Origin of the sequence: Neisseria sp. HMSC066H01, from assembly GCF_001837375.1 — a bacterium.
GTDB lineage: Bacteria > Pseudomonadota > Gammaproteobacteria > Burkholderiales > Neisseriaceae > Neisseria.
On sequence record NZ_KV832195.1, the window covers coordinates 551,446 to 563,548 of the forward strand.

Consider the following 12,103-nt stretch of genomic DNA (forward strand, 5'->3'; position numbering starts at 1 on the left):
TTTACTCCTGTTCTGTTGCATTGTTTTTCCCTGCCGCACTGTTCAAAAGCGGAACAAGCAGATTGACGACAAGGTTTTCAAATAGCGGCTCTTCAAGCGGCGCTTCGTCCGAATGACCGAACACCAGCTTCACTTCGGTATATTCTTTCTGCCCTTTGTTCATTTTATTACCGTTAAAAACCTCATAGGCTTTTCTCAAGGCTGCATCCCAATCTTCTTTCTTGCTGTATTCCTCCGCAGCGGCAAGGCTGGTTTTGGCAAAAAACGGCAAGGGGGTATTTTGTCCGATTCGGAAATATACCAACCATTCTTTCAAAAGTGCCCTCGCCGCCTCTTGCTCGATGGCGGCATAGGTTTCGGTCTGTCCCAAGCTGACAATATGGGTTTGTCGGTTTTCAACGGATTGAGGGGCGACGGCACAAAAAATCAAATGCTCCAATAAACGGGCAATGCGGTTGGGCGCATTGTCTTTTTGGTTTTGGAACACAATGCGGCCGCATTCGTAAAGATTGCCGATGGTGCCTTGTAAAACCAAGTCGTCAAAGTGTAATTCATAAGGTTCAGACGGCCTTTTGTTGCTGCGTATCAACTCGGCATCTACGTTTTTTGCAGATATCTGATACTGCTTCTGCCACAAGCCGCCCAACTCGCCTACCGGCATCAGGCTTTCTGCATTCAGCCGAATGGCCGTGTCTTCAAAATCTTCACCTTTGCGCCGCGCATCCAAATAGGCATCGGCAATCCGGCCTTCATGTTGCGGCTCAAACGGTTCGGCAGATTCCCATGCGCCGTCCAAATACGGCTGATCCCAGCTTAAATTTCTCTTCAGCCAAACTTTGACAGGGTTGCGCCAAAAACTGATAAGCTCGCCCTGCTGAATGGTTTTGCCCGGCTCTTCCTGACTTAAAGCCTCAAGGAAAAACGGCTGCGCTTCTACTGGCGGTTGGTTCAGCGCATCGGCGTAATCTTGGCGCGTACTGAAGAGGCCGTCTGAAAGCGCGTCCTTTTGGAAATAACGGCGCGAAAACGCCTGCAAAGGATGATGTTTCACCCATTTCTCCGCCAACTCGTGCCCGCTTTTCCCCGTCATGGCGGCAATGGTATCCAGCAGCTCGCTGATTAACGAAGACGGCGCAAACTCAGCATCATTGCGTATATCGCGGCCGATATACGACAAATACAGCATTTCGCGCGCGCTGATTAAGGCTTCGAGGAAGAGATAACGGTCGTCGTCGCGGCGGGCGCGGTCGCCTTTTTTCGGATGTTTGGCAATCAGGTCGAACACCGCCGCTTTGGTATTGCGCGGAAAATCGCCGTCATTCAAACCCAGCAGGCAAACCATTTTAAACGGTAGGCTGCGCATCGGCACCATACTGCAAAAAGTAATGCCGCCGCTCAAAAATCCGGCTTGGCTTTCACTGTCCAAAAAACGGCGGATATGGCGGATAACGGTTTTACACGGCAACAATCCGTCAAATTCGGCCAACTGCGCCTCTTCCTGCCATTTCGCCAAAGACTGCTCAAACTGCTGCTTGGCGTATTGGTCGTCCGTATCCGGTGCAAACAGTTTCTCCAGCAAATCGCGGCAACGCTGCACCCAGCCTTCCACATCGGCAGGTTCTTGCCATTGCGCCGCCATATCGGCCAAAGTACGGATAAATTCGGCAAAACCGCTGAACACATCCAACTGGTTGACGTTGCTATGCCACGCGCTCACACCCTGCCACATACCGTGGCCGCCTTCGGGCAGCATCCAGCCCAAGGCCAAACGCTCTACCGCCTGCTGCCAAGTAAAGAGGTTGTCTTTACCCTCGCGCATGGTTTGGTCCAAACCCCAATGCACATTCAATCCGGCAACAGCCTCATGCAGCAGCGGCACATCTTCCTCGCTCAAACCGAAGCGTTGCAGCACCAACCGGCTTTCCAGCAAAGGTAAAACCTTGTCCACTTCAAACCGGCTTTCCAGCAAGTCCAATGTTTGCGCCAAAGCATACAGCAAGGGCTGGCGGCGGCTGAGTTTTACATCCGAAATCGAATACGGCAAAGCCTGGCTGCCCGCCTGCTCCTGTCCAAAAACGGCTTCGATAAACGGGCTGTAGGGCTCGATGTTCGGCGTCAAAACGGCAATATCGTGCGGCTGCCAGTCAGGATTATTTTGCAACACCAGCGACAGCTCTTCTTTCAAAATCTGCAGTTCGCGCAAAGGACTGTGTGCCGCGACGATTTTGACCGAGCCGTCATTCAACAGCTTGTCCGGCTCGACACACACTGAATTTCCGTCCGCATCGTGAACCTGAACCCAAGCCTGCTGCGCGCCTGCTTCGCCTTCTTCCTGTTGGTATAAGCGTTCAGACGGCATGATTAAGTTTTGGATATCGTTTTGCAGGCAATGCAACAAGGTATCGTCTTTTCCCTCTTCATAAACCTGAATATCCTGCTCGGTTTCCACTTCCGACAGAAAATCAAAGAAATCACGCCCCTGCTTGCCCAAAGAAGCCAACAGCAGATGCCCTGCCTGCGACAAATCCGCCTCATCGCCCCTTTTCAAAATCTGCGCCTCGTCGATGACCTCGCCCCAATATTGGCTGCTCGGGTTGAGCGCAAACACAAACACATCGCAATGCTTGGAAATTTGGTGCAGCAGTTGCAGATACATCGGCGCCATTGTCGAAATGCCGAATACAAACAACCTTTGCGGCAAGACCGATTTATCCAACTGCGCCAACAGCTTTTCCCACAAGGCCACGCGGTGCGGCGCCGATTGGCTGCCATCGTCCAAATAACGCCACAGCCGCGCCTGCCAATCCTCATCATCGCCCAAACCCAGCAGCTTCCCGGCCTGCCACGCATCAATCCAATCCGGCCGGTACACCAAATATTGGTCGAAAATATCCGCCATTTGTCCGGCAAGCTGATAATCCGCCGATGCCGAACTGTGCAAATAACTTTCCAGCTTCAGGCGCACGTTTTCGTATTCCGGGGCCGTCTGAAACGCTTCGCTGCGGAACAAATCCAGCAAACGCCAACGCATGACCTCAGGCGAAAACGGGCTGAGCGGCGGCACATCGGGAACCAATTTACGCATCAGCTGCCACGCCAAACCGGCCGGCAGGCTGAACTTCAAATTCGCCGCCACGCCGAGTTTGCGCGCAAAAAACACATTCAGATAACGCCGCATCCCCTGGCTCTGCACCACCACTTCTTCCTGCGCCAATACCGCATCCAAAGGCAAGGCCTGATGAATATGCGCGCACATTTCGGCAAGCGCTTCCAAACGGTCGGACTGATAAAGATAAAACATAGCAGACAATCTAAAAAACAATTGCCCACATTATAATGCCATTAGGACAAATGCTTCAGCAGAAGCGGCAAACAAAAACACAGGCCGTCTGAAACACATCGCTTCAGACGGCCTAAAACAAAACAAATCCATCGGCAGCCAATTATTAATTATTTATCGACCCCCTGTACAAACCGGCTTCTCCTATCCTATAATTCCCCACATTCGGAATGTAGCGCAGCCCGGTAGCGCACTTCGTTCGGGACGAAGGGGTCGGAGGTTCGAATCCTCTCATTCCGACCAAATACAAAACCTGCTTGAATCCAAGCAGGTTTTTTACATTCGGCAAGCCTATACTTCCGGCGGCGGGAAAGGCGCGCCTTCGGGATGTTTGTAGCGGTTGTACATAAACAAATATTGTTCCGGAAAACGGCGTATCCAATATTCGGTATTTTCATTGATCACGCGCGCATCGTTCTCCTTATCGCCGTTCAACTCGCCGCGCAATGGCTCGATGTGCAAGACAAAGCCTTTCCCGTTGGGCAGACGCTCACCGCAGAAAAACAAAGCCTTCACGCCTTTAACTTGCGCCAGCTTGCCCGCCAACGTCATGGTGTAGGCAGGTTTGCCGAAAAAGTCCACCCACACGCCGTCGCCCCCTTCCTCTGGAGACGGTACATGGTCCGGCAACACAATGGTCGCTTCGCTGCCGCGCAGGGCCTTGATGATTTGTTTGACGCCCTGAATGCTGGTCGGCGCAGTCTTGCCTTTACCTCGCACGCGCCCCGCCTGCATCACCGCATCAAAAGCCTTGATTTTCGGCGGTTTGTACATCGCCGTCAGCGGAAACGGCAGCTGCTGGCTGATGTAGCGGCCTGCCAAATCATAGCTGCCGATGTGCGGCGTGATAAACAGCAAACCTTCGCCCGCGCTCAAGGCCGTCTGAACATGTTCCCAACCGTTGACGCTGACAAACAGGTTTTCAATTTCCTCAGGCCGTCTGAAAAACGCCACCGGCAATTCCAAGCCGCCTTTTGCCGTTTCACGGAAAACTTTTTTCACCGCCTCGTCCGTCGGGTTCAAACCGGCAAGTTTCATGTTTTCAAAAACACGCCGGCGATCTTTCGACAGCACACGAAAACCCAAACTACCCAGCAGGTTGCCTAATTTGTGCAACCAAGCCAAAGGCAGCGCGGCCAAAAATTTAAAAACAAAGGTAACAAGCGTTTGCATAAGGTTTTACCAAAATGAAGTGGACAGATTGTAAACGAAACAGGCCGTCTGAACAAAACAGACTTCGGGCAAATATATTGCGGCGCACCTGCTTTTCTGCTACTATCCGCGCTGCATTAAGAGTTGGGAATTCCATGCCAACCTGCTTTTCAAACGGAAAGGTAAGGTGGACGGTTGAAAAACCGATGTGGCTCGCCAGAGCAATCCAAACCCGCTTAATGCGGGAATTTTTTTGCCTGTAAGAAACGCGCAACAGGATTCCGAAACAGCAGGCAAGTGCGAATGTTTCTCACTTGTATAGAGAAAAAGCGGAGTTTTTGTTATGATTTCCGCTGTCCGAAATAAAAGGCCGTCTGAAAACACAGTAGCCTGTTTTTAATGAAAGAATAGCAATGAGCGAATATCTGTTTACTTCCGAATCGGTATCTGAAGGCCATCCGGATAAAGTTGCCGACCAAGTATCCGATGCAATTTTGGATGCCATCTTGGCGCAAGACCCCAAAGCGCGTGTCGCCGCTGAAACCTTGGTCAACACAGGCTTGTGCGTATTGGCAGGCGAAATCACCACCACCGCCCAAGTAGACTACATCAAAGTCGCACGCGAAACCATCAAACGCATCGGTTACAACTCCTCCGAGCTGGGCTTTGACGCCAACGGCTGCGCAGTCGGCGTGTACTACGACCAGCAATCCCCCGACATCGCCCAAGGCGTGAACGAAGGCGAAGGCATCGACTTGAACCAAGGCGCGGGCGACCAAGGTTTGATGTTCGGCTATGCCTGCGACGAAACCCCTACCCTGATGCCGTTTGCCATCTATTACAGCCACCGCCTGATGCAGCGTCAAAGCGAATTGCGCAAAGACGGCCGCCTGCCTTGGCTGCGTCCTGATGCCAAAGCGCAACTGACCGTGGTTTACGACAGCGAAACCGGCAAGGTAAAACGCATCGACACCGTCGTCCTGTCCACCCAGCACGACCCTGCCATCAGCCATGAAGAACTGAGCAAAGCCGTGATTGAGCAGATTATCAAGCCCGTTCTGCCACCCGAAATGCTGACTGCCGAAACAAAATACCTGATCAACCCGACCGGCCGCTTCGTTATCGGCGGCCCGCAAGGCGACTGCGGTTTGACCGGCCGTAAAATCATCGTCGATACCTACGGCGGCGCTGCTCCGCACGGCGGCGGTGCATTCTCCGGCAAAGACCCGTCCAAAGTGGACCGTTCCGCCGCTTACGCCTGCCGCTACGTTGCGAAAAACATCGTCGCCGCCGGTTTGGCAACCCAATGCCAAATCCAAGTTTCCTACGCCATCGGCGTTGCCGAACCGACTTCGATTTCCATCGATACTTTCGGCACCGGCAAAATCAGCGAAGAAAAACTGATTGCCCTGGTTCGCGAACATTTCGACCTGCGCCCTAAAGGCATCGTCCAAATGCTCGACCTGCTGCGCCCGATTTACGGAAAATCCGCCGCCTACGGCCACTTCGGTCGCGAAGAGCCTGAATTTACTTGGGAGCGCACCGACAAAGCAGCCGCATTGAAAGCAGCCGCAGGCGTGTAAAAAAATAATAAAGGTCGTCTGAACGGGAGTTTCAGACGGCCTTTTTACATCTAAATATTCAAAACCTTTTTACGAACGACACATCGTATTTTCACAAAAACAGCGCAACGAAATTTTGGATTGCCGTAATGTTTTTGTGAAGCTACCAAATAAAATTGAAAGCATACATCATGAAAAAATGGCTGTTGGCTGTTTTGCCCGCTACTGCGCTTGCCGCACCGACTCAAGGCTTTTATCAAAATTACAAAGACTGGGACATTGCTTGCGACAATACCGGCACCTGCCGTCTTGCCGGATATCAGGCAGATGAAACAGAGCCGCCGGTTTCTATCCTGTTTACCCGACAAGCAGGGGCGAATGCCGCCGTAATTGGTAAAGTTTCCCTACTGCCATTTAATGACGATGAAGCACAACTCGCCAGCATTGCAACCCGCAACGAATTGGTATTGAACGGTAAATCACTGGGCAAATTGGCGTTCAATAAAAAAGGCCAAGGCAAATTGAGCAAAGCGCAAACCAGCGCCTTACTCGAAGCATTGAAAAAAGAGAGCAAAATCAGCATCCGCTCTGGAAAATATGAATGGCACTTGTCCGACCAAGGTGCAGCGGCGGCGATGTTGAAAGCGGACGAATTCCAAGGCCGTCTGAATACGCCTTCCGCGCTGATACGCAAAGGCGACAGTAGTCAGGCAGTATTAAACCCTCAGCCCAAACCCGTTATCCGTACCGTTGCCGTACCACAAAAAGCAAGCGATACACTGGAGCAAAACACGCCGCGCCACAATGCCGTCATGAAACTGCTGCGAGACAGCAACAACCATGCTCCCACTGACGATGACAATTACTGCCCCGCCCTGCATGATAAAGAGCACATGGATTGGAATCGCAGCCTAAGTATTTATCCGCTCAACAAACAACAAGTATTGGTAGAGGCCATCTGTATCGGCGGAGCCTATCAAACCGGCGGCTACTATGCCATTGCCAACAAAGAATTGACCAAAATCGAACAAGTACTGCCGCCAATGACATACGGCGGGCACGGCGGATTCGATGAGAAAACAGCCACCCTTAGCGGCAGCTTCAAAGGCCGAGGGATCGGCGACTGCTGGTCTGGCAATGCAGCGGTGTGGGACGGTAAAACGTTTGTCCGCAGTGAGGAACACACCACTGGCTCATGCAAAGGCTTCACAGGCGGTGCTTGGCTGATGCCTGTTTTTAAAGCCCGTGTTGAGCGTTAAAATACACGGAATATTTACGATAGAAAGCAAAGGCCGTCTCAAAATTCCCGTTTTCAGACGGCCTTTTTCCTTATACAATAGCCACTTGAATTTCTATATACATTCTGAATAAAGGATACGGATTATGTTCGGCAAACAACTTTTTGAAGAAGTCAGCTCCAAAATCAGCGAAACCATCGCCAACAGCCCTGCTAAAGACATGGAAAAAAACGTTAAAGCCATGCTCGGCAGCGCGTTCAACCGCATGGACTTGGTGACCCGCGAAGAATTCGACATCCAACAACAGGTTTTGATTAAAACCCGTACCAAACTGGCCGAATTGGAAGCCCGTTTGGACAAACTCGAAGCTGCTCAAGAGCCTGAAGAAGCTGCTTTGAAAGCGGCCGAAGCCGCTGCGGAAGAAGCTGTTGCCGAAATCAAACAACAAACCGAAGCTGCCGAATAAGGCCGTCTGAAACATGTCGCTTGCTTTGGTTTACAGCCGCGCCTTAAGCGGCATGAATGCGCCGTTGGTCGAAGTGGAAGCCCACCTTGCCAACGGCTTGCCACATTTCAATATCGTCGGTTTGCCCGATACTGAAGTTAAAGAAAGCCGCGACCGCGTGCGTGCCGCCATCATCCAAAGCGGCTTTGACTTCCCCGCCAAGAAAATTACCGTCAACCTCGCACCGGCCGACCTCCCCAAAGAATCCGGCCGTTTCGATTTACCGATTGCCTTGGGCATTCTTGCCGCATCGGGACAAATTAATCCTGAAAAGCTCGCGCAATATGAGTTTGCCGGAGAATTGGCGCTGTCCGGCTTGCTGCGTCCCGTACGCGGCGCGCTGGCCATGGCATGGCAGGGAATGCAGGCCGGCCGTTCGTTCGTCTTGCCACAAGAAAATGCCGAACAGGCTGCCGTCATGCGTGGCATTGCGGTTTATGGCGCACGTTCTTTGGGCGAAGTGGCCGCCCATTTAAACGACATCGAACCGTTGACACAAACCGAATGCAAACTGCCACAAAGGCCGTCTGAACAAAGTAAAATACCCGACTTAGCTGATGTCAAAGGCCAACATACCGCCCGCCTCGCCTTGGAAATCGCCGCGGCAGGCGGACACAGCCTGCTGATGATGGGACCGCCGGGAACGGGCAAATCCATGCTTTCGCAACGTTTGCCCGGTATCCTTCCCCCTTTGACCGAAGACGAATTGGTCGAAGTCTGGGCATTGCGTTCGCTCCTGCCCAACCATCAACAGCAACTCGACAGCAACCGCCCTTTCCGCAGTCCCCACCACAGCGCCAGCTCGGCCGCCATGGTCGGCGGCGGTTCAGACCCACGTCCGGGAGAAATCTCATTGGCGCACCACGGTGTGTTGTTTTTAGACGAATTGCCCGAGTTTGACCGTAAAGTATTGGAAGTGTTGCGCGAACCTTTGGAAAACGGCGAAATCCATATTTCCCGCGCCGCACGCCAAGCTGTTTATCCGGCCAAGTTCCAACTTGTCGCCGCCATGAACCCCTGCCCTTGCGGCTATCTCGGTCATCCGTCCAAACCTTGCCGCTGCACGCCTGAAAGCATCGCCCGTTATCGAAGCAAAATTTCAGGGCCATTACTCGACCGCATCGATTTAACCATCGAAGTACCCAGCCTTTCCGCTGCCGAGCTGATGCAACAAGAAGCTGGTGAATCCAGTGCCGCCGTATTAGAACGCGTTACCGCCGCGCGCAAAATCCAATACGGCCGACAAGGCAAAGTTAATGCCGAATTGAGTGTCAGCGAGCTCGATGGCAAAGCTCGTATCCAAAAAGAAGCGCAAGAAGCCTTGGGAACCATGCTCGAAAAACTGTCCCTATCCGCGCGCAGTTTCCACCGCATCATGCGCGTTGCCCGTACGCTGGCCGATTTGGCAGGCGATGAAGAAGTCAGTAAAACCCATGTGATGAAAGCCATCGGTTTCCGTCGCGCCCTCTAACTTTTCAGACGGCCTGAATCTTTATATTTAAGTAAAACTAGAGTAAACAAAGCATCAGGATTTTGCCGTCCATAACGGTTATTGATAAAATATCGAATTCAAACTCAGACAGTCTCCCTTCAGGCCGTCTGAACCCATTATTACAAGGTAAGTCATGAAAAAATCTACACAATATGGCAAAGGCTTGGCCGGTTTCTTTTTCGGCCTGATACTGGCAACAGGTATTATTGCCGGTATTTTGTTCTTCCTGAACCAAGGCAACCAAAACGTTTTCAAAGAGCTGACCCAGCCTAAACAAAGTGAAGAACCTGAAATCCTGAAGCCTCAAGACAAAGCAGAGAAACGCCCTGCTACCGACAATTCGTCCAGCCAAGCAGATGAAGAAAAAGCCAAGGCTGAAAAAGAAGCGGCGGAGAAAGAAGCCAAAGCAAAAGAAGCGGCTGAAAAGGCTGCCAAAGAAGCTGAAGAGAAAGCGGCACAAGCAGAAAAAGAGGCTCAGGAAAAAGCCGAGCGCGAAGCCAAAGAAAAAGCGGATAAAGCTGAAGCAGAAAAAGCCGAACACGAAGCTAAAGAAAAAGCTGAAAAAGCCGCTGCCGATAAAGCCGAACGCGAAGCCAAAGAAAGAGCAGACAAAACTGCCGCCGACAAAGCCGAACGTGAAGCCAAAGAAAAAGCTGCAAAAGCGGAAGCAGAAAAAGAAGCCGTTAAGAAAAAACTGGCCGAGAAAAAAGCCGAATTAGAAAAAAAACGCGCAGAAAAAGCCAAAGCTGAAAAAGAAGCTGCTGATAAAACTGCAAAAGATAAAAAAGCGGCCGACCAACTGACCGACAAACAAAAAGAGCGTGCCGAGCGCAAATTGGCTGAGAAAAAAGCGGCCGAAGCCAAGAAACAAAACAAGCCGACACCTGAGCAAATCCTCAACAGCGGCAGCATCGAAAAAGCACGCAAAGCTGCAAATGCCTCTACAACAAAAGAAAGCAGCAACGCCGCTGGCAAACAATCGGCAGAAAAAGCCGAAGCAGCTGCCAACAGCGGTAAAAAGGCATTCCTGCAACTTGGTTCATATGCAGACCGCTCCAGCGCAGATTCACAACGTGCGAAATTGGCTATTTTAGGTGTTTCTTCCAAAGTGGTTGAATCGCAAAACGGCGACAAAACCATTTATCGAGTTCAAAGTAACACCATGCCGCAGGAAGCCGCTATGAAACTGCAAAAAAACCTGCAAGGCCATAATATCAACAGCTTGATTCGTTCTACCAAATAATGGAATCACTGATGAAGCAGCGTATGAAACAAACTATTGCCGCACTCAGCCTGAGCCTGCTCAGTCTGAGTGCGCAGGCTGCTACCGAAGGCGTGGACTATACCGTTCTTAGTCGCCCTATCCCGCAGCAGCAAGCCGGAAAAATTGAAGTGCTAGAATTTTTCGGCTACTTCTGCGTCCATTGTTACCATCTCGATCCGGTTTTGTTGCAACACAGCAAAACCTTCGCCAAAGATATTTCCTTACGGACAGAACATGTCGTTTGGATGCCTGAAATGTTGGGCTTGGCCAAGGTAGCCGCTGCCGTCAATCTTTCAGGTTTAAAATATCAGGCCAATCCAGTTATCTTCAAAGCCGTTTACGAACAGAAGATTAACTTGGCTGATGCAAATGTATTCCGCACATGGGTCGGCAAACAGACAAGTTTTGACAGTAAAAAACTGCTTCAAGCCTACAATAGCCCTGCTGCCACATCGGCTACTGCAAAAATGCAGCAATTGACGGAAACTTATCGAATTGAAAACACACCAACTGTCATTGTCGGTGGTAAATACAAAGTCAATTTCAACGGTAGCGACTGGAAAGCCGGTATGAAAACCATAGACGAGCTCATCATTAAAGTCCGCCGCGAACAATCCTCAAAACCACTTTAACTATTCAACAAAAGAAAGACGGCCTTAAGGCCGTCTGAAAACTTATGGACATTCTGATTTTATTTAAAGCACTTATTCTCGGTATCATCGAAGGTTTAACCGAGTTCCTCCCCATTTCAAGTACCGGTCACTTGATTGTATTCGGCGACTTAATGAATTTCCGAAGTAACGGAAAAGTATTCGAAATCGCCATCCAGCTCGGAGCCGTATTAGCCGTTGTATTCGAATATCGCCAACGATTTACCCATATCATAAAAGGACTAGGCAAAGAGCGAACAGCCAATCGCTTTGTGCTGAATTTATTTATCGCGTTCATCCCCGCTGCGATTGTTGGTCTCTTATTCAGTAAACAAATTAAATTGCATCTTTTCAACCCGATTACCGTTGCTACCATGCTGGTATTGGGCGGCTTCTTCATTTTATGGGTTGAAAAACGCCAAACAACAGCCAAACCTAAAGTCAACCATGTCGATGATATGCGCCCAATTGACGCATTTGTTGTAGGATGCGCCCAAATTTGTGCCCTTATCCCTGGGACATCACGTTCAGGCAGTACCATCATGGGCGGTATGCTGTGGGGACTAGAACGAAAAACGGCTACCGAATTTTCATTCTTCCTTGCTGTACCAATGATGATTGCGGCAACAGGTTACGACATCTTAAAAAACTACAAACTCTTTACCTTGCAAGATGTCGGACAAATTGCCATCGGTTTTATCGCAGCATTTATCGCCGGTTTATTAGCAGTAAAAGCTTTGCTGAAATTTGTTTCCAGTAAAAACTATGTTCCTTTTGCCTACTACCGCATCGTATTCGGTGGTCTGATTCTCCTTACTTGGATGCTAGGCTTAGTCAGCTGGAGCGAATAATCGCTCCCTTCATTCTCCTCAAAGGACGTGCCCGCGCACGTCCTTTTTT

At 50.6% G+C, this 12,103-nt stretch carries 9 protein-coding genes, 1 tRNA gene and 1 riboswitch; of the genes, 8 read left to right on the plus strand and 2 right to left on the minus strand.

Going from position 1 to position 12,103, the window contains the following annotated elements:
• Position 1: 1 nt before the first annotated feature.
• On the minus strand, positions 2-3,301 hold the full coding sequence (gene recC / locus HMPREF2551_RS09410; RefSeq protein ID WP_070838645.1) for an exodeoxyribonuclease V subunit gamma: 3,300 nt from the start codon (positions 3,299-3,301) through the stop codon (positions 2-4).
• Positions 3,302-3,506: 205 nt separating this feature from the next.
• Between recC and HMPREF2551_RS09415 the strand changes: the two genes are divergently transcribed.
• Positions 3,507-3,583 (plus strand) — tRNA-Pro (locus HMPREF2551_RS09415).
• A gap of 48 nt (positions 3,584-3,631) precedes the next feature.
• On the opposite strand, the gene HMPREF2551_RS09420 is transcribed toward HMPREF2551_RS09415, so the two are convergent.
• Positions 3,632-4,513, minus strand: coding sequence for a lysophospholipid acyltransferase family protein (locus HMPREF2551_RS09420; protein ID WP_070814291.1), 882 nt, complete (start codon positions 4,511-4,513; stop codon positions 3,632-3,634).
• Between the two features lie 108 nt (positions 4,514-4,621).
• A riboswitch (SAM-I-IV-variant riboswitch) is annotated at positions 4,622-4,732 on the plus strand.
• A 173-nt stretch (positions 4,733-4,905) separates the two neighbouring features.
• Between HMPREF2551_RS09420 and metK the strand changes: the two genes are divergently transcribed.
• From metK to HMPREF2551_RS09455, 7 genes are all read left to right on the plus strand, one after another.
• Positions 4,906-6,075, plus strand: a complete 1,170-nt coding sequence (metK, locus tag HMPREF2551_RS09425; protein WP_070814290.1) for a methionine adenosyltransferase — start codon at positions 4,906-4,908, stop codon at positions 6,073-6,075.
• Positions 6,076-6,245: 170 nt separating this feature from the next.
• Positions 6,246-7,313 (plus strand): DUF1176 domain-containing protein, encoded by a 1,068-nt coding sequence (locus tag HMPREF2551_RS09430; RefSeq protein WP_070838647.1) that lies wholly within the window; start codon positions 6,246-6,248, stop codon positions 7,311-7,313.
• Positions 7,314-7,437: 124 nt separating this feature from the next.
• Positions 7,438-7,758, plus strand: coding sequence for an accessory factor UbiK family protein (locus HMPREF2551_RS09435; RefSeq protein ID WP_070838649.1), 321 nt, complete (start codon positions 7,438-7,440; stop codon positions 7,756-7,758).
• 13 nt (positions 7,759-7,771) lie between these two features.
• Positions 7,772-9,268: a YifB family Mg chelatase-like AAA ATPase gene (locus HMPREF2551_RS09440; RefSeq protein ID WP_070838651.1), complete on the plus strand. Its 1,497-nt coding sequence runs from the start codon at positions 7,772-7,774 to the stop codon at positions 9,266-9,268.
• A gap of 154 nt (positions 9,269-9,422) precedes the next feature.
• The gene (locus tag HMPREF2551_RS09445) at positions 9,423-10,532 is read left to right on the plus strand and encodes an SPOR domain-containing protein (RefSeq protein ID WP_070838653.1); all 1,110 of its coding nucleotides are present in this window, start codon (positions 9,423-9,425) and stop codon (positions 10,530-10,532) included.
• An 11-nt stretch (positions 10,533-10,543) separates the two neighbouring features.
• On the plus strand, positions 10,544-11,185 hold the full coding sequence (locus HMPREF2551_RS09450) for a thiol:disulfide interchange protein DsbA/DsbL (protein WP_070838704.1): 642 nt from the start codon (positions 10,544-10,546) through the stop codon (positions 11,183-11,185).
• Between the two features lie 44 nt (positions 11,186-11,229).
• The gene (locus tag HMPREF2551_RS09455; protein WP_070838655.1) at positions 11,230-12,054 is read left to right on the plus strand and encodes an undecaprenyl-diphosphate phosphatase; all 825 of its coding nucleotides are present in this window, start codon (positions 11,230-11,232) and stop codon (positions 12,052-12,054) included.
• Positions 12,055-12,103 lie beyond the last annotated feature (49 nt).

Excerpts from the sequence above, each read along its gene's own strand:
- HMPREF2551_RS09455 (WP_070838655.1), top strand. The coding sequence starts at position 11,230 with ATGGACATTCTGATTTTATTTAAAGCACTTATTCTCGGTATCATCGAA.
- HMPREF2551_RS09430 (WP_070838647.1), top strand. The coding sequence starts at position 6,246 with ATGAAAAAATGGCTGTTGGCTGTTTTGCCCGCTACTGCGCTTGCCGCA.
- HMPREF2551_RS09420 (WP_070814291.1), bottom strand. The coding sequence starts at position 4,513 with ATGCAAACGCTTGTTACCTTTGTTTTTAAATTTTTGGCCGCGCTGCCT.
- HMPREF2551_RS09440 (WP_070838651.1), top strand. The coding sequence starts at position 7,772 with ATGTCGCTTGCTTTGGTTTACAGCCGCGCCTTAAGCGGCATGAATGCG.
- recC (WP_070838645.1), bottom strand. The coding sequence starts at position 3,301 with ATGTTTTATCTTTATCAGTCCGACCGTTTGGAAGCGCTTGCCGAAATG.
- metK (WP_070814290.1), top strand. The coding sequence starts at position 4,906 with ATGAGCGAATATCTGTTTACTTCCGAATCGGTATCTGAAGGCCATCCG.
- HMPREF2551_RS09450 (WP_070838704.1), top strand. The coding sequence starts at position 10,544 with ATGAAGCAGCGTATGAAACAAACTATTGCCGCACTCAGCCTGAGCCTG.
- HMPREF2551_RS09435 (WP_070838649.1), top strand. The coding sequence starts at position 7,438 with ATGTTCGGCAAACAACTTTTTGAAGAAGTCAGCTCCAAAATCAGCGAA.
- HMPREF2551_RS09445 (WP_070838653.1), top strand. The coding sequence starts at position 9,423 with ATGAAAAAATCTACACAATATGGCAAAGGCTTGGCCGGTTTCTTTTTC.